The sequence below is a fragment of the Acinetobacter sp. YH12254 genome (genome assembly GCF_013417415.1).
In the GTDB taxonomy this organism is placed as follows: domain Bacteria; phylum Pseudomonadota; class Gammaproteobacteria; order Pseudomonadales; family Moraxellaceae; genus Acinetobacter; species Acinetobacter pseudolwoffii.
Map to the genome: position 1 here is coordinate 48,804 of NZ_VPEB01000014.1, position 14,218 is coordinate 63,021.

Here is a 14,218-nt window from a genome sequence, read left to right on the forward strand (position 1 = left end):
GCTAAAAAATAGGTTGAGGAGCATGAAGTCGCATTTAAAAGTGCATTATTTTCAGCATATTGCTGGTGAAGGCTATGGTAGTTGTCATGAGTTTTTAAAGCAGTATCAGGCGTACATTAGTGCGACTGAGTTTTTTGCTTTACCGTTGGATCGTCCTTTAGAGATTGAGGCTTTGCCAAGGGTTGAGGACGTCGATTTACTGATCATCATGGGCGGAACCATGAGTGTCAATGATGAGGCGAATTTCCCCTGGTTAAAGATAGAGAAACGCTGGTTGCGTCGTTATCTGTCACATGGCAAACCGGCAATCGGTTTATGCCTGGGTGGACAATTGATTGCCAATGCATTGGGGGCGGGCGTCAGTCGTAATCCTGAGCAGGAATTGGGCTGGGCCACGGTACACAAGGTAGCCAATCTACCGCAAGAATGTTTTAGCTTACCCGAACAGTTCAATATTCTGCAATGGCATAGTGAAAGCTTTGAAATACCCAAAGGGGCAGTGCATCTGGCAGAAAACCAAGCCTGTCGTAATCAGATGTACCAGTTGGGCAAAAATGTGCTCGGTTTTCAGTTTCATCCAGAGAGTACCCCAGAAACCCTGTCTTTATTTTTGGAAGATGAGGAGCAGCTTGCACAATTTTCAGGAAAATATGTTCAGGATCTCTCTGAATTAAAAAAGACCCATAAAAATAAGTTTGTTGAAGGAAATCAGATATTAAATCGAGCTATAGAATATGTCTTGGCGAAAACTGCCCCGCATTCAGAAAATAAACTCTTGTTTTAGGGGGTAAATTGAAAACTTGGATAAAACCATAAAAGGGATTTGCTTATGCATTAAACAATGGCTATAATAAGCGACCCTTCGATAGGAAGGGGGTTAACTGCGAATAAAGTAGTTAACTATCGTTACAGTCGTGGCATCGATCACGACCTTAGTGATATTTCACTGCTCTTGACACTTACCCGTATTAAAGTGGGGTGAGATGCGTCAGGAGTGATTCTTTATATATTTGGCTTGGAGTTTACTGGTATGTCTAACCAGAGAATTCGTATCCGTCTTAAGTCTTTTGATCATCGCCTGATTGATCAATCTGCTCAAGAAATCGTAGAAACCGCAAAACGTACTGGAGCACAAGTGTGTGGTCCAATTCCAATGCCAACACGCATTGAACGTTTTAACGTTTTAACATCACCACACGTAAACAAAGACGCGCGTGACCAGTACGAAATCCGTACTTACAAGCGTTTGATCGACATCGTTCAACCTACAGACAAAACTGTAGATGCATTGATGAAGTTAGATCTTGCAGCTGGTGTTGATGTTCAGATCGCATTGGGTTAAGGCTTTCGGGTTAATTAACACTCTAAGTTAATTAGGCCGCTTTTTTAGAGGTTTATGCACATGGCTATTGGTTTAGTCGGTCGCAAGTGCGGTATGACACGTATCTTTACAGATGCTGGTGTTTCTGTGCCTGTTACAGTGATTGAGGTTGATCCTAACCGCATCACTCAAATCAAAACGCTTGAAACTGATGGTTATCAAGCGATTCAAATCACTACTGGTGAACGTCGCGAATCTCGCGTAACTAACGCTCAGAAAGGCCACTTCGCGAAAGCAGGTGTTGCAGCTGGTCGTCTAGTTCAAGAATTCCGCGCTACAGAAGCTGATCTTGAAGGTCGTGAAGTTGGTGGTACGCTTACCGTTGAATTGTTCCAGGTTGGTCAAGTCGTTGACGTAACTGGTCAATCTAAAGGTAAAGGTTTCCAAGGTGGTGTTAAGCGTTGGAACTTCCGTACGCAAGATGCAACTCACGGTAACTCGCTTTCTCACCGTGTTTTAGGTTCTACTGGTCAAAACCAGACTCCTGGTCGCGTATTCAAAGGCAAAAAAATGGCTGGCCATTTAGGTGCTGAACGCGTAACTACACAGGGTCTTGAGATCGTTGCTATCGACACAGAACGTTCAGTTCTTGTTGTTAAAGGCGCGGTTCCTGGTGCTACTGGTGGCGACGTAATCGTTCGTCCTACGATCAAGGCCTGAGGGGAAATAACGTGAATTTAAATACTGTTTCCGGCTCTGCTGTTGAATTATCAGAAGTTGCGTTCGGTCGTGAATTTAATGAAGCTCTTGTTCACCAAGTGGTTACAGCTTATTTAGCTGGTGGCCGTCAAGGTTCAAAAGCTCAGAAATCACGTGCAGACGTTTCTGGCGGTGGCCGCAAGCCATTCCGTCAAAAAGGTACTGGCCGTGCTCGTGCTGGTTCTATTCGTAGCCCAATCTGGGTTGGCGGTGGTAAAACTTTTGCTGCTCGTCCACAAGACTGGTCTCAAAAAGTAAACCGTAAAATGTACCGCGGTGCTATGCAATGCATCATGGCTGAACTTGTTCGTCAAGATCGCCTAATTTTAGTTGATGAGTTTGCTGTTGCAGCTCCAAAAACTAAAGAATTGCTTGCAAAGCTTAACGACTTGAATGCAACTCGTGCATTGATCGTTACCGATGCTGTTGATGAGAACTTGTATCTTGCTGCACGCAATATTCCACACGTAGATGTGGTTGATGCTGCTGCAATCGATCCGGTTAGCTTGATTGCGTTCGACAAAGTTGTTATGTCTGTAGCTGCTGCTAAGAAAATTGAGGTAGAACTCGGATGAACAACGAACGTATCTATCAAGTCCTGCAAGGACCTGTATTCTCAGAAAAAGCACAAGTTTTAGGTGAAACTGCTGGTGTTCAAGTGTTTAAAGTTGCTATCAACGCAAACAAGCTTGAAATCAAAAAAGCAGTGGAACAACTCTTTGGTGTAGAAGTTGTTAAAGTTAACACGACTATCACTAAAGGTAAGTCTAAACGCTTTGGTAAAACATTAGGACGTCGTTCTGATGTTAAAAAAGCATACGTCACCCTGAAAGCTGGCCAAGATGTTGAAATGGCTGACTTGGGCGATACCGCTGAAAGCACAGCGGAATAAGGACGAGAATTATGCCTATTCAAAAATGTAAGCCAACGTCTCCAGGACGTCGCTTTGTAGAGAAAGTGGTTCATGATCACCTTCACAAAGGCGCACCGTACTCTCCGTTGGTTGAAGCTAAAAAACGTACTGGCGGCCGTAACAATAACGGTCACATCACGACTCGTCACGTTGGTGGCGGTCATAAGCAGCACTACCGTCTAGTTGACTTTAAACGTAACAAAGATGGTATTCCTGCAACTGTAGAGCGTATCGAATACGATCCTAACCGTACTGCACACATTGCACTTGTATTGTATGCTGATGGTGAGCGTCGTTATATCATCGCTCCTAAAGGCCTTCGCGCTGGCGATAAAGTACAGTCTGGTAACGATGCTCCAATTCGTCCAGGTAACTGCTTGCCGCTTCGCAACATGCCAATCGGTTCTACTCTTCACAACATCGAACTTAAAATCGGTAAAGGCGCGCAGATTGCTCGTTCAGCTGGTACTTCAGTTCAGCTGTTGGGTCGTGACGGTTCTTACGCTATCGTTCGTCTACGTTCAGGCGAGATGCGTAAAATTCACGTTGAATGTCGCGCTGTGTTAGGTGAAGTATCTAACTCGGAAAGCAATCTTCGTTCGCTTGGTAAAGCTGGTGCATCGCGCTGGCGTGGTGTTCGTCCTACCGTTCGTGGTATGGCAATGAACCCAGTTGACCATCCGCACGGTGGTGGTGAAGGGCGTAACAAAGGTATTCAACCTGTAAGCCCATGGGGTCAAAAAGCTAAAGGGTACAAGACACGTACCAATAAGCGTACGACTAAGATGATCATTCGCGACCGTCGCGTTAAGTAACAAGTAAAGGAATCTGACAATGCCTCGTTCTCTGAAAAAAGGCCCATTCGTCGATGCGCACTTGTTCGCTAAGGTTGAAGCGGCTATCGCGGCTAATAACCGTAAGCCGATCAAAACTTGGTCGCGTCGTTCGATGATCCTACCGGATTTTGTTGGTTTAACAATTTCTGTACACAATGGCCGTAACCACGTTCCTGTGATCGTTTCTGAACACATGGTTGGTCACAAGCTTGGTGAATTTGCACCAACTCGTACCTATCGCGGTCACGGTGTTGACAAGAAATCTAAACGTTAATGGGTGCTATGATGGAAGTAACTGCTAAATTACGCGGTGCCGCTATCTCGGCACAAAAAGCTCGTTTGGTTGCAGATCTTATCCGCGGCAAATCTGTTGCGCACGCGCTTAACATCCTTAACTTCAGCAACAAAAAAGCTGCAGTTCTAGTTAAGAAAGCGTTGGAATCTGCGATTGCAAACGCTGAACACAATAACAGTTTAGATGTAGACGACCTTAAAGTTTCTACGATCTACGTTGATGAAGGCATGAGCCTGAAACGTATTATGCCACGTGCTAAAGGCCGTGCAGATCGTATTACTAAGCGTACTTGTCACATCACCGTTAAGGTAGGGGTTTGATATGGGTCAGAAGGTTCATCCAATCGGTATCCGCCTAGGTGTTGTGAAACGTCATAACGCTAACTGGTATGCGAATCCGAAACAATACGCTGAATACTTGCTTAAAGATCTTCAAGTTCGTGAGTTTTTAATCAAAAAACTTAAAAACGCGATGATCAGCAACATTCTTATCGAACGTCCTACAGGCGCTGCTAAAGTAACTATTAGCACTGCTCGTCCTGGTATCGTAATCGGTAAAAAAGGCGAAGATATTGAGAAACTACAACGCGAATTAACATCTATCATGGGTGTTCCTGCGCAAGTAAGTATCAATGAAATTGATCGTCCAGACTTAGACGCGCGTCTAGTTGCTGAAGCAATCGCTTCTCAATTGGAAAAACGTGTAATGTTCCGTCGTGCTATGAAGCGTGCAGTACAAAACACAATGCGTGCTGGTGCTAAAGGTATCAAAGTAGAAGTTTCAGGCCGTTTAGGTGGTGCTGAGATTGCTCGTACTGAGTGGTATCGTGAAGGTCGTGTACCTCTACATACGCTTCGTGCAGATATCGACTATGCGACTATGCGTGCTGAGACTACTTACGGTACGATTGGTGTTAAAGTTTGGATCTTCCGTGGTGAGATTTTGGGCGGCATGAAACAAGTCATGAACCCAGCTCCAGCAGAAGAACGTCCAGCTAAACGCGGTCGTGGTCGTGGTGAAGGTCAAGAGCGTCGTGGTCGTCGCAATGATCGTTCTGCTGAAAAAGGAGAATAATCCATGTTGCAACCTAAGCGTACTAAATTCCGTAAAGTGCAGAAAGGCCGTAACACTGGTCTAGCACACCGCGGTAGCACAGTATCTTTCGGTACTATTGCACTTAAATCAGTTGAACGTGGTCAAATGACTGCGCGTCAAATTGAAGCAGCGCGTCGTACAATTAGCCGTCGTATTAAGCGTGGTGGTAAGATCTTTATCCGTGTATTCCCGGACAAACCGATTACTTCTAAGCCGCTTGAAGTGCGTATGGGTAAAGGTAAAGGTTCTGTGGAATATTGGGTTTGCCAAATCAAACCAGGTAAAGTCTTGTACGAAATTGATGGTGTTAACGAAGAATTGGCTCGCGAAGCGTTTACGCTTGCAGCAGCTAAGCTTCCGTTTAAAACCGCTATCGTGACTCGGACGGTAATGTAATGAAAACTAAAGATCTACGTGAAAAGTCGGTAGAAGAGTTGACAGCTTTGCTTGATGAGCAACAGCTTAACCAATTCCGTCTTCGTATGGCGAAAGCAACTGGTCAATTGGGTAAATCGCATGAAGTTGCACTTACTCGTCAGACGATTGCTCGTATTAAGACCCTCCTTACCGAAAAACAGGGGAACGGACAATGAGTGATAAAACAGTCCGCACGTTAACTGGCAAAGTTGTAAGCGACAAGATGGATAAATCTATCGTTGTTCTTATTGAACGCCAAGTTCAACACCCGTTGTATGGCAAATTAATCCGCCGTTCAACAAAATTACATGCTCATGATGAGAACAACACAGCGAAAGCTGGTGATGTTGTAACCATTAAAGAAAGCCGCCCAATTTCTAAAACTAAGTCTTGGACTCTAGTTGAAGTTGTTGAAGCAGCTGCTGAGTAATTAACGTTCTTGTTGCATCATCGGTCAATTTCGAGTACTCTTTGAGCCTTTCGAAATTTCGACCGGTGTTGCTCGGTTTTGGAGTAGGGCAATGATTCAGACCGAAACGATGCTCGACGTAGCAGACAACAGTGGTGCACGCCGCGTACAATGTATTAAAGTACTTGGTGGCTCGCATCGTCGTTATGCTTCTGTTGGCGACATTATTAAAGTTACTGTAAAAGAAGCAATTCCACGCGCACGTGTTAAAAAAGGTGACGTGATGAATGCAGTTGTGGTTCGTACAAAATTCGGTATCCGTCGTGCAGACGGTTCAGTGATTCGTTTCGACGATAACGCTGCTGTTATTTTGAACACCAACAAAGCGCCGATTGCAACTCGTATTTTCGGACCAGTGACTCGTGAACTTCGTACTGAACAGTTCATGAAAATTATTTCATTGGCTCCTGAAGTTCTATAAGAGGCGATCATGGCTAAGATTAAAAAAGGCGATCAAGTAATTGTGATCGCAGGTAAAGAAAAAGGCAAACAGGGTACTGTTCTGTCTGTTTCTAATGACCGTGTTAAGGTTGAAGGCCTTAACTTGGTGAAGAAGCACCAAAAGCCGAACCGTGCTACAGGCGCTGAAGGTAGCGTTGTAACTCAGGAAGCTTCGCTTCATATTTCAAACGTGGCAGTTTTTAATGCTACAACCCAAAAGGCTGACCGTGTTGGTTACCAAGTGATTGATGGCGTGAAAACTCGCGTATTCAAATCAAATGGTGAATCAGTGGCGGTAGCGAAGTAATAGGTTGATATAGGCCATGGCCAGACTTAAAACACGTTACAATGACGAACTTAAAGCTCAGTTATTAGAGACTTTAGGCGTTAAAAATGTGATGGAAATTCCTCGCATCACTAAAATCACGATCAACATGGGTGTTGGCGCAGCTGCTGCTGACAAAAAACTCCTTGATGGTGCTCTTTCAGATATGCAAGCTATCGCTGGTCAAAAACCAGTACTTACGTTAGCTCGTAAATCAATCGCTGGTTTTAAAATCCGTGATGGTTGGCCGATCGGTTGTAAAGTTACTTTACGCGGCGAACGTATGTACGAATTCTTAGACCGTTTGATCTCGATTGCGATCCCTCGTATCCGTGACTTCCGTGGTTTCTCTGCGAAATCATTCGACGGTCGTGGTAACTACTCAATGGGTCTTAAGGAACAGATCATGTTCCCTGAAATCGATTTTGACAAGATTGATCGTATTCGTGGTATGGATATTACCATTACTACGACTGCTCGCACCGATGACGAAGGCCGTGCGCTTATGCGTGCATTCGGCTTCCCGTTCAAATAAGAGGTCGATATGGCTAAGAAAGGTATGATTAATCGCGAATTGAAACGCGAAGCTACTGTTGCTAAATACGCTGCAAAACGTGCTGAATTAAAAGCTGTTATTGCAAACGTAAATGCATCAGACGAAGAACGTTTCGAAGCGATGATGAAATTGCAGGCATTACCACGTAATGCATCTCCAGTACGTCTACGTAACCGTTGTGGTTTAACTGGTCGTCCGCATGGCTATTTCCGTAAGTTCGGCTTAAGCCGTAACAAATTACGTGAAACAGTAATGCAAGGTGATGTACCTGGCGTTGTTAAGGCAAGCTGGTAAGGAGCACTATAAATGAGTATGCAAGATACCGTTGCCGACATGCTAACACGTGTTCGTAACGCACAAATGGCGAAGAAACAAACTGTTTCTATGCCTAATTCTAAGTTGAAAGTTGCAATTGCTAACTTACTTCAACAAGAAGGTTACATTTCTAACGTAGAAGTTGCGGAAGCTGAAGGCAAACCAACTTTAACAATTACGTTAAAATATTTTGAAGGCAAGCCAGTGATTGACACTGTGAAACGCGTAAGCCGTCCAGGTCTACGTCAGTATCGCGGTAAAGATGCACTTCCAAGCGTTAAGCAAGGTTTAGGTATTGCAATTGTTTCTACAAGCAAAGGCATCATGACTGATCGCGCTGCACGTGCTGCAGGCGTTGGTGGTGAAGTTATTGCTTTTGTTTCTTAATAGGTGATTCCTCATGTCTCGTGTGGCTAAAGCCCCAGTAACTGTACCGAATGGTGTAACAGTTACTCAGAACGGCCGGCAGGTCGAAGTGAAAGGCACTAAAGGTACATTGTCTTTCAACCTGCATGCGCTGGTCGAGCTTAAACAGGAAGACGGTACTCTGGCTATTGCTCCAGTACAAGAGTCGAAAGACGCTTGGATGCAAGCTGGTACTGCTCGCGCTGTGCTTAACAACCTTGTAAAAGGTGTTAGCGAAGGTTTCGAACGTAAGTTACAGCTTATCGGTGTTGGTTATAAAGCTGCGGTTAAAGGTGATGTTGTTCATCTTAACCTTGGTTTCTCTCACCCGATCGATTATGCACTTCCTGCAGGTGTAACTGCTGAAACTCCAACTGCAACTGAAATCGTACTTAAGTCTGCTGACAAAGCAGCTTTAGGTCAGGTTGCTGCAGATATCCGTGGTTACCGTCCACCAGAGCCGTATAAAGGCAAAGGTGTTCGTTATTCTGACGAAGTTGTACTTCGTAAAGAAGCTAAGAAGAAATAAGGCGCGAGGTTCTTATGAACGAAAAGAAACAATCCCGTTTGCGTCGTGCGAAAAGCACACGCTTGCACATCCGTGCATTGGGTGCGACTCGTTTGTGTGTAAACCGCACTCCGCGTCACATCTATGCTCAAGTTATCTCTGCAGATGGTGGCAAAGTATTAGCGCAAGCTTCTACTTTAGACGCTACTCTACGTGCAGGTACAACTGGTAACGTTGAAGCAGCTCAAAAAGTAGGTGCTTTAATCGCAGAACGCGCTAAAGCAGCTGGTGTTACTAAAGTTGCATTTGACCGTTCTGGTTTTAAATATCATGGTCGTATCAAAGCCTTGGCTGATGCTGCTCGTGAAAACGGCTTGGAGTTCTAATCATGGCTAAAGTTGAACAAAACGAAGGTCTTGTTGAAAAGCTGGTTGCCGTTGATCGTGTAGCCAAAGTTGTTAAGGGTGGTCGTATCTTCTCTTTCACAGCATTAACTGTTGTGGGTGATGGTAATGGTCGCGTAGGTTTTGGTCGTGGTAAAGCACGTGAAGTTCCAGCTGCTATCTCTAAAGCACTTGAAGCTGCTCGTCGCAACATGATTACTGTTGACCTTGTTGATGGTACGTTACAGCACCCAATTCATGCACGTCATGGCGCTAGTCGCGTATTCATGCAGCCTGCCTCTGAAGGTACAGGCGTAATTGCTGGTGGCGCTATGCGTGCAGTTCTAGAAGCTGTAGGTGTACGTAACGTTTTGACTAAATGCCGTGGTTCTACTAACGCTGCTAACGTAGTTAACGCAACTTTCAACGGTTTGCGTGATATGACTACTCCTGAGAAGGTTGCTGCGAAACGTGGTCTTTCAGTAGAACAAATTCAAGGGTAATCAATCATGAAAACGATTAAAGTTACCCAGACTAAATCTGCATCGCACCGCTTGAAAAATCATAAGCTGAGCCTGCAAGGTTTAGGTCTGCGTCGTATTGGTCATACTGTAGAAGTGCAAGATACGCCTTCTAACCGTGGTATGATCAACCAAGTCTACTATATGGTTAGTGTAGAGGAATAAGCCATGACTCTGCGTTTAAATACAATTGCACCTGCAGAAGGTGCTAAACGTGACAACCTTCGTGTAGGCCGTGGTATCGGTTCTGGCGTTGGTAAGACCGGTGGCCGTGGTGTCAAGGGTCAAAACTCACGTAAGAGCGGTGGTACTCGTCCAGGTTTCGAAGGCGGTCAAACAGCACTTTATCGTCGTTTGCCTAAATTCGGCTTCACTAGCCAATTGGCTTTGAAAACTGCTGAAGTACGTTTATCTGAGCTTGCTAAAGTTGAAGGCGACATCGTGTCTCTAGAAACTTTAAAAGCGGCGAACGTTGTACGTAAAGACATGATCCGTGCTCGTATCGTACTTTCTGGTGAAATTACTCGTGCATTCACTGTTCAAGGTGTTGCATTGACTAAAGGCGCTAAAGCTGCTGTTGAAGCTGCTGGCGGCAAAGTCGAGGAGTAATCCCCAGTGTCTATGACTCCTAGTTCTTCAGGTCATGTCAACATGATGAAAGGCCAACCATTTCATGTGAAATACCGTGAAATTATTCGTCGAATGATGTTTCTCATTGGTGCGTTGTTGGTGTTTCGGCTAGGAGCGCATATTCCAGTACCGGGCATCAATAATGCGGCCCTAGAAAACCTGTTTAATGCAAACCAAGGTACTATCCTTGGTTTGTTTAACATGTTTTCCGGTGGTGCATTAGAACGAATGTCTATTCTTGCTCTTGGGATCATGCCCTACATTTCTGCATCGATTATCGTGCAGCTGATGTCGACAGTGGTTCCTTCGCTGGAAGCTTTGAAAAAAGAAGGCGAGCAAGGCAAACGTAAAATAAATCAATACACACGACAAGGCACATTATTTCTGGCGCTTGTACAAGCGATCGGGATGTGTGCAGGCTTGATCAGTCAGGGGATTACCCTGAATACTGGTCTGGCTTTTTATATTCCTGCAGTAACCTCATTGGTTGCGGGAACCATGTTCTTGATGTGGTTGGGTGAGCAGATTACCGAACGTGGGGTGGGGAATGGTATTTCCATGATCATCTTCGCGGGTATTGTTGCCGGATTGCCTAATTTAATTATGCAATCTTTGTCATCTGTAGATAATGGCCAGACCAGCCTGATTGGCTTGGTAATTTTTGGTCTGTTGTCTCTGGGTGTTTTGGCAGCCATCGTGTTTATCGAGAAAGCGCAGCGTCGTATTCCGGTCAACTATGCTCAAAAACAACAAGGTCGTCGTGTATTTACTGCACAGCAGACACATTTGCCATTGAAAATTAATATGGCGGGTGTGATTCCGGCAATTTTTGCCAGCTCATTGCTGTTGTTCCCTGCGAGCTTAGGCCAGTGGGTGGGTAGTGCAGATCCGAATGCCGGATTTATTCAGCGTAGCCTGCAAGATGTAGCATTGGTATTGTCGCCTGGTCAGCCGTTGTATTTGGTGCTCTTTGGTGCGTTAATTATCTTTTTCTGTTACTTCTATACAGCACTGGTATTTAGTCCTAAAGAAGTGTCAGAGAACTTGAAACGCAGCGGAGCTTATGTGCCTGGTATACGTCCAGGTGAGCAAACTGCTCGTTACTTAGATCATATTCTCAGTCGTTTGACATTTATTGGCGCGATTTACATCACCGTCATTTGTTTGATGCCGATGGTGTTGCAAAGTTCATTTGGTATTCCATTCTATTTGGGTGGTACTTCTTTGCTGATTGTTGTGGTAGTAGTGATGGACTTTATGGCTCAGCTGCAGTCACACCTCACCTCGCACCAGTATGATAATCAAACGTTAATGAGAAAAACGACAGCTCATCCTAAGGGATAAGCGCACTTAGAGGTTTCATCATGAAAGTACAAGCTTCTGTTAAGAAAATTTGTGGTAGCTGTAAAGTTATCCGTCGTAATGGGGTTATCCGCGTAATTTGTAGCGCAGAACCTCGTCATAAGCAGCGTCAAGGTTAATCTGATTAAGACCTGTTGATTTCTGTAGGCGAATTGGGTTATTATCCGCCCCTCAAGATTTTTGTGGGGCGGTTGATTATCTACTGCCTTTTTGGAGAAAATTGAATGGCTCGTATTGCCGGTGTAAACATTCCGGATAACAAGCACGCTGTTATCTCTCTAACGTATATCTTTGGTATTGGTCGCCATACTTCAAAAGCTATTTTAGCTGCTGCGGGTATTGCTCCAACGACTAAGATCCGTGAATTAGATGACGCTCAGCTTGATGCGATTCGTGCAGAAGTTGCTAAGGTTCCGACCGAAGGTGATTTACGTCGCGAAATTTCCATGAACATTAAACGTTTAATGGATTTAGGCTGCTATCGCGGTCTTCGTCATCGTCGCAGCTTGCCTGTCCGCGGTCAACGCACCAAAACTAACGCTCGTACCCGTAAAGGTCCGCGCAAACCTATTAAGAAATAAGATTTCTGGAAGCTAAAAGATGGCTAAAGATACTCGCGCACGCAAGAAGGTCACTCGTACCGTCTCTGAAGGTGTCGCACACATTCACGCTTCTTTTAATAACACCATTGTGACTATTACCGATCGTCAAGGTAATGCACTGGCTTGGGCCACTTCAGGTGGACAAGGCTTCCGTGGATCACGTAAATCAACTCCGTTCGCTGCTCAGGTAGCTGCTGAAGTTGCTGGTAAAGCTGCTTTAGACTACGGTTTGAAAAACTTGGACGTCCTTGTAAAAGGTCCTGGTCCTGGTCGTGAATCTGCGGTTCGTGCTTTAGGTGCAGTGGGTTATAAAATTAACAGCATTACCGATGTGACGCCAATCCCGCACAACGGTTGCCGTCCACCTAAAAAACGTCGCGTGTAAGGAGAAACATTCATGGCTCGTTATATTGGTCCAAAATGCAAACTCTCTCGCCGCGAAGGGACAGACCTGCAACTTAAATCAGGCGTTAAACCGTTTGATGTAAAAACTAAAAAACACGCTAAAGCTCCTGGCCAACATGGTGGAGCTCGTGGCGGTAAACAGTCTGAGTACTCACTACAATTACGTGAAAAACAAAAAGTACGTCGTATGTACGGTGTTTTAGAGCGTCAATTTAGTAACTACTACAAAGAAGCTGCTCGTGTTAAAGGCGCAACTGGTGAAAACTTGTTGAAGCTACTTGAAAGCCGTCTTGATAACGTTGTTTATCGTATGGGTTTCGGTTCTACTCGCGCAGAAGCTCGTCAGTTAGTATCTCACCGCAGCATCACTTTGAATGGCCGTCGTGTTAACATTGCGTCTATCCAAGTTAAAGCGGGTGATGTGATCGCAGTTCACGAAGGCGCTAAACAACAATTACGTATCAAAAACGCAATTGAATTAGCAACTCAACGTGGCATGCCTTCTTGGATGGAAATCGACCATTCTAAATTAGAAGGTACGTTCAAAGCTGCACCGGATCGTTCTGATTTACCTGCTGAAATCAACGAAAGCTTGATTGTAGAATTGTATTCTAAATAATCCTTGAGGAAGCAATATGACGCGTACTGCAAATGAGTTTCTAACTCCGCAAGCGATCAAGGTCGAAGCGGCAAGCGGGACCTCGGCAAAAGTTATTCTAGAACCTTTAGAGCGTGGCTTTGGTCATACTCTGGGTAATGCTTTACGTCGCATCCTTCTTTCTTCTCTACCTGGCGCAGCTGTGGTAGAAGTTGAGATTGAAGGGGTCGAGCACGAGTACAGTACTTTGGAAGGCTTGCAGCAGGACATCGTCGAGCTCTTGCTGAACCTAAAAGGATTGTCGATTAAGCTGTTCGATCAAAATGAAGCATACTTAACATTAGAGAAACAAGGTGCAGGCGACGTAACTGCGGCTGACCTTCGTTTACCTCATAATGTTGAAGTGGTTAACCCTGAACATTTGATCGGTACTTTAAGTGCCTCAGGCTCATTGAAAATGCGTCTGAAAGTTGCTCAAGGTCGTGGCTACGAGACTTCTGATTCACGCTTCCCAGAAGGCGAAACTCGCCCAGTGGGTCGCTTGCAGTTAGATGCTTCTTATAGCCCAATCAAACGTGTGTCTTATACAGTGGAAAACGCTCGTGTAGAACAACGTACTGACCTTGACAAATTGGTCATTGATCTTGAAACCAATGGTACTGTAGATCCTGAAGAAGCAATCCGTAAAGCGGCAACAATCTTGCAACAACAAATTGCAATCTTTGTTGACCTTCAGAAAGATCAAGCACCTGTGGCTCAAGAGCCGCGTGAAGAAGTTGACCCAATCTTGCTTCGCCCAGTAGATGATCTAGAGCTAACTGTTCGTTCTGCTAACTGTTTGAAAGCAGAAAACATTTACTACATTGGTGATCTTGTACAGCGTACTGAAGTTGAGTTGCTTAAAACTCCTAACTTGGGTAAAAAATCGCTTACTGAGATCAAAGATGTTCTGGCTTCTAAAGGCTTACAACTCGGCATGCGTTTAGAGAACTGGCCACCGGCTAGTCTCCGTATGGACGATCGTTTCGCCTATCGTAGCCGTTAATTAAGTAGGACTATCAC

General features: G+C 44.8%; 28 protein-coding genes. All 28 read left to right on the forward strand.

What is annotated here, in order from left to right; genetic code table 11:
* Positions 1-22 precede the first annotated feature (22 nt).
* The 28 genes from FTV29_RS11170 (at position 23) to FTV29_RS11305 (ending at position 14,201) form a co-directional block, all read left to right on the forward strand.
* The gene (locus FTV29_RS11170) at positions 23-784 is read left to right on the forward strand and encodes a type 1 glutamine amidotransferase (protein ID WP_005094154.1); all 762 of its coding nucleotides are present in this window, start codon (positions 23-25) and stop codon (positions 782-784) included.
* Positions 785-1,030: 246 nt separating this feature from the next.
* On the forward strand, positions 1,031-1,342 hold the full coding sequence (rpsJ, locus tag FTV29_RS11175; protein ID WP_000070912.1) for a 30S ribosomal protein S10: 312 nt from the start codon (positions 1,031-1,033) through the stop codon (positions 1,340-1,342).
* 60 nt (positions 1,343-1,402) lie between these two features.
* Positions 1,403-2,041 carry a 50S ribosomal protein L3 gene (gene rplC / locus FTV29_RS11180; RefSeq protein ID WP_005094152.1) on the forward strand — a complete coding sequence of 213 codons (639 nt, stop codon included), beginning with the start codon at positions 1,403-1,405 and terminating at the stop codon, positions 2,039-2,041.
* Between the two features lie 11 nt (positions 2,042-2,052).
* On the forward strand, positions 2,053-2,655 hold the full coding sequence (gene rplD, locus FTV29_RS11185; protein WP_005094150.1) for a 50S ribosomal protein L4: 603 nt from the start codon (positions 2,053-2,055) through the stop codon (positions 2,653-2,655).
* On the forward strand, positions 2,652-2,972 hold the full coding sequence (gene rplW, locus FTV29_RS11190) for a 50S ribosomal protein L23 (RefSeq protein WP_005094149.1): 321 nt from the start codon (positions 2,652-2,654) through the stop codon (positions 2,970-2,972). The genes rplD and rplW overlap by 4 nt, the downstream gene beginning before the upstream one ends.
* 11 nt (positions 2,973-2,983) lie before the next feature.
* Positions 2,984-3,808 (forward strand): 50S ribosomal protein L2, encoded by an 825-nt coding sequence (rplB, locus tag FTV29_RS11195; protein WP_005094148.1) that lies wholly within the window; start codon positions 2,984-2,986, stop codon positions 3,806-3,808.
* A gap of 19 nt (positions 3,809-3,827) precedes the next feature.
* Positions 3,828-4,103, forward strand: a complete 276-nt coding sequence (rpsS, locus tag FTV29_RS11200; protein WP_004281508.1) for a 30S ribosomal protein S19 — start codon at positions 3,828-3,830, stop codon at positions 4,101-4,103.
* An 11-nt stretch (positions 4,104-4,114) separates the two neighbouring features.
* Positions 4,115-4,444 (forward strand): 50S ribosomal protein L22, encoded by a 330-nt coding sequence (gene rplV, locus FTV29_RS11205; protein WP_001982638.1) that lies wholly within the window; start codon positions 4,115-4,117, stop codon positions 4,442-4,444.
* A gap of 1 nt (position 4,445) precedes the next feature.
* Positions 4,446-5,198, forward strand: coding sequence for a 30S ribosomal protein S3 (gene rpsC, locus FTV29_RS11210; protein ID WP_004281507.1), 753 nt, complete (start codon positions 4,446-4,448; stop codon positions 5,196-5,198).
* Between the two features lie 3 nt (positions 5,199-5,201).
* Complete coding sequence (gene rplP / locus FTV29_RS11215; protein ID WP_004281506.1) at positions 5,202-5,615, forward strand: 50S ribosomal protein L16; 414 nt, start codon at positions 5,202-5,204, stop codon at positions 5,613-5,615.
* Complete coding sequence (gene rpmC / locus FTV29_RS11220) at positions 5,615-5,812, forward strand: 50S ribosomal protein L29 (protein ID WP_004281505.1); 198 nt, start codon at positions 5,615-5,617, stop codon at positions 5,810-5,812. Before rplP ends, rpmC begins: the two co-directional genes overlap by 1 nt.
* The gene (rpsQ, locus tag FTV29_RS11225) at positions 5,809-6,066 is read left to right on the forward strand and encodes a 30S ribosomal protein S17 (RefSeq protein WP_004281504.1); all 258 of its coding nucleotides are present in this window, start codon (positions 5,809-5,811) and stop codon (positions 6,064-6,066) included. The genes rpmC and rpsQ overlap by 4 nt, the downstream gene beginning before the upstream one ends.
* A gap of 91 nt (positions 6,067-6,157) precedes the next feature.
* Complete coding sequence (gene rplN / locus FTV29_RS11230) at positions 6,158-6,526, forward strand: 50S ribosomal protein L14 (RefSeq protein WP_005094147.1); 369 nt, start codon at positions 6,158-6,160, stop codon at positions 6,524-6,526.
* 9 nt (positions 6,527-6,535) lie between these two features.
* Complete coding sequence (rplX, locus tag FTV29_RS11235; protein ID WP_004281502.1) at positions 6,536-6,853, forward strand: 50S ribosomal protein L24; 318 nt, start codon at positions 6,536-6,538, stop codon at positions 6,851-6,853.
* 16 nt (positions 6,854-6,869) lie between these two features.
* Entirely contained in the window at positions 6,870-7,406 is a 537-nt protein-coding gene (gene rplE, locus FTV29_RS11240) for a 50S ribosomal protein L5 (protein ID WP_005094146.1), read from the forward strand.
* Between the two features lie 9 nt (positions 7,407-7,415).
* Positions 7,416-7,721, forward strand: a complete 306-nt coding sequence (gene rpsN / locus FTV29_RS11245; protein WP_004732275.1) for a 30S ribosomal protein S14 — start codon at positions 7,416-7,418, stop codon at positions 7,719-7,721.
* A gap of 12 nt (positions 7,722-7,733) precedes the next feature.
* Entirely contained in the window at positions 7,734-8,129 is a 396-nt protein-coding gene (gene rpsH, locus FTV29_RS11250) for a 30S ribosomal protein S8 (protein WP_005094144.1), read from the forward strand.
* Between the two features lie 13 nt (positions 8,130-8,142).
* The gene (rplF, locus tag FTV29_RS11255; RefSeq protein ID WP_005094142.1) at positions 8,143-8,676 is read left to right on the forward strand and encodes a 50S ribosomal protein L6; all 534 of its coding nucleotides are present in this window, start codon (positions 8,143-8,145) and stop codon (positions 8,674-8,676) included.
* 14 nt (positions 8,677-8,690) lie between these two features.
* Positions 8,691-9,041, forward strand: coding sequence for a 50S ribosomal protein L18 (gene rplR / locus FTV29_RS11260; protein ID WP_004281497.1), 351 nt, complete (start codon positions 8,691-8,693; stop codon positions 9,039-9,041).
* A gap of 2 nt (positions 9,042-9,043) precedes the next feature.
* The gene (rpsE, locus tag FTV29_RS11265; RefSeq protein ID WP_004281496.1) at positions 9,044-9,541 is read left to right on the forward strand and encodes a 30S ribosomal protein S5; all 498 of its coding nucleotides are present in this window, start codon (positions 9,044-9,046) and stop codon (positions 9,539-9,541) included.
* A 6-nt stretch (positions 9,542-9,547) separates the two neighbouring features.
* Positions 9,548-9,724: a 50S ribosomal protein L30 gene (rpmD, locus tag FTV29_RS11270; protein ID WP_005094139.1), complete on the forward strand. Its 177-nt coding sequence runs from the start codon at positions 9,548-9,550 to the stop codon at positions 9,722-9,724.
* Between the two features lie 3 nt (positions 9,725-9,727).
* On the forward strand, positions 9,728-10,168 hold the full coding sequence (gene rplO / locus FTV29_RS11275) for a 50S ribosomal protein L15 (RefSeq protein WP_005094137.1): 441 nt from the start codon (positions 9,728-9,730) through the stop codon (positions 10,166-10,168).
* Between the two features lie 45 nt (positions 10,169-10,213).
* Positions 10,214-11,533 carry a preprotein translocase subunit SecY gene (gene secY / locus FTV29_RS11280; RefSeq protein WP_171063316.1) on the forward strand — a complete coding sequence of 440 codons (1,320 nt, stop codon included), beginning with the start codon at positions 10,214-10,216 and terminating at the stop codon, positions 11,531-11,533.
* A 20-nt stretch (positions 11,534-11,553) separates the two neighbouring features.
* Positions 11,554-11,670, forward strand: coding sequence for a 50S ribosomal protein L36 (gene rpmJ, locus FTV29_RS11285; RefSeq protein ID WP_000867907.1), 117 nt, complete (start codon positions 11,554-11,556; stop codon positions 11,668-11,670).
* Positions 11,671-11,775: 105 nt separating this feature from the next.
* A complete protein-coding gene (rpsM, locus tag FTV29_RS11290; protein WP_004281492.1) occupies positions 11,776-12,132 on the forward strand; it encodes a 30S ribosomal protein S13 in 357 nt (118 codons plus the stop codon).
* A 19-nt stretch (positions 12,133-12,151) separates the two neighbouring features.
* The gene (gene rpsK, locus FTV29_RS11295; RefSeq protein ID WP_004281491.1) at positions 12,152-12,538 is read left to right on the forward strand and encodes a 30S ribosomal protein S11; all 387 of its coding nucleotides are present in this window, start codon (positions 12,152-12,154) and stop codon (positions 12,536-12,538) included.
* Between the two features lie 12 nt (positions 12,539-12,550).
* Positions 12,551-13,177: a 30S ribosomal protein S4 gene (gene rpsD, locus FTV29_RS11300; protein WP_005094132.1), complete on the forward strand. Its 627-nt coding sequence runs from the start codon at positions 12,551-12,553 to the stop codon at positions 13,175-13,177.
* Between the two features lie 16 nt (positions 13,178-13,193).
* The gene (locus FTV29_RS11305; protein WP_005094131.1) at positions 13,194-14,201 is read left to right on the forward strand and encodes a DNA-directed RNA polymerase subunit alpha; all 1,008 of its coding nucleotides are present in this window, start codon (positions 13,194-13,196) and stop codon (positions 14,199-14,201) included.
* Positions 14,202-14,218 lie beyond the last annotated feature (17 nt).

Coding starts and splice junctions, on each gene's coding strand:
- FTV29_RS11170 (WP_005094154.1), top strand. CDS start 23: ATGAAGTCGCATTTAAAAGTGCATTATTTTCAGCATATTGCTGGTGAA.
- rpsJ (WP_000070912.1), top strand. CDS start 1,031: ATGTCTAACCAGAGAATTCGTATCCGTCTTAAGTCTTTTGATCATCGC.
- rplC (WP_005094152.1), top strand. CDS start 1,403: ATGGCTATTGGTTTAGTCGGTCGCAAGTGCGGTATGACACGTATCTTT.
- rplW (WP_005094149.1), top strand. CDS start 2,652: ATGAACAACGAACGTATCTATCAAGTCCTGCAAGGACCTGTATTCTCA.
- rplB (WP_005094148.1), top strand. CDS start 2,984: ATGCCTATTCAAAAATGTAAGCCAACGTCTCCAGGACGTCGCTTTGTA.
- rpsS (WP_004281508.1), top strand. CDS start 3,828: ATGCCTCGTTCTCTGAAAAAAGGCCCATTCGTCGATGCGCACTTGTTC.
- rplV (WP_001982638.1), top strand. CDS start 4,115: ATGGAAGTAACTGCTAAATTACGCGGTGCCGCTATCTCGGCACAAAAA.
- rpsC (WP_004281507.1), top strand. CDS start 4,446: ATGGGTCAGAAGGTTCATCCAATCGGTATCCGCCTAGGTGTTGTGAAA.
- rplP (WP_004281506.1), top strand. CDS start 5,202: ATGTTGCAACCTAAGCGTACTAAATTCCGTAAAGTGCAGAAAGGCCGT.
- rpmC (WP_004281505.1), top strand. CDS start 5,615: ATGAAAACTAAAGATCTACGTGAAAAGTCGGTAGAAGAGTTGACAGCT.
- rpsQ (WP_004281504.1), top strand. CDS start 5,809: ATGAGTGATAAAACAGTCCGCACGTTAACTGGCAAAGTTGTAAGCGAC.
- rplN (WP_005094147.1), top strand. CDS start 6,158: ATGATTCAGACCGAAACGATGCTCGACGTAGCAGACAACAGTGGTGCA.
- rplX (WP_004281502.1), top strand. CDS start 6,536: ATGGCTAAGATTAAAAAAGGCGATCAAGTAATTGTGATCGCAGGTAAA.
- rplE (WP_005094146.1), top strand. CDS start 6,870: ATGGCCAGACTTAAAACACGTTACAATGACGAACTTAAAGCTCAGTTA.
- rpsN (WP_004732275.1), top strand. CDS start 7,416: ATGGCTAAGAAAGGTATGATTAATCGCGAATTGAAACGCGAAGCTACT.
- rpsH (WP_005094144.1), top strand. CDS start 7,734: ATGAGTATGCAAGATACCGTTGCCGACATGCTAACACGTGTTCGTAAC.
- rplF (WP_005094142.1), top strand. CDS start 8,143: ATGTCTCGTGTGGCTAAAGCCCCAGTAACTGTACCGAATGGTGTAACA.
- rplR (WP_004281497.1), top strand. CDS start 8,691: ATGAACGAAAAGAAACAATCCCGTTTGCGTCGTGCGAAAAGCACACGC.
- rpsE (WP_004281496.1), top strand. CDS start 9,044: ATGGCTAAAGTTGAACAAAACGAAGGTCTTGTTGAAAAGCTGGTTGCC.
- rpmD (WP_005094139.1), top strand. CDS start 9,548: ATGAAAACGATTAAAGTTACCCAGACTAAATCTGCATCGCACCGCTTG.
- rplO (WP_005094137.1), top strand. CDS start 9,728: ATGACTCTGCGTTTAAATACAATTGCACCTGCAGAAGGTGCTAAACGT.
- secY (WP_171063316.1), top strand. CDS start 10,214: ATGAAAGGCCAACCATTTCATGTGAAATACCGTGAAATTATTCGTCGA.
- rpmJ (WP_000867907.1), top strand. CDS start 11,554: ATGAAAGTACAAGCTTCTGTTAAGAAAATTTGTGGTAGCTGTAAAGTT.
- rpsM (WP_004281492.1), top strand. CDS start 11,776: ATGGCTCGTATTGCCGGTGTAAACATTCCGGATAACAAGCACGCTGTT.
- rpsK (WP_004281491.1), top strand. CDS start 12,152: ATGGCTAAAGATACTCGCGCACGCAAGAAGGTCACTCGTACCGTCTCT.
- rpsD (WP_005094132.1), top strand. CDS start 12,551: ATGGCTCGTTATATTGGTCCAAAATGCAAACTCTCTCGCCGCGAAGGG.
- FTV29_RS11305 (WP_005094131.1), top strand. CDS start 13,194: ATGACGCGTACTGCAAATGAGTTTCTAACTCCGCAAGCGATCAAGGTC.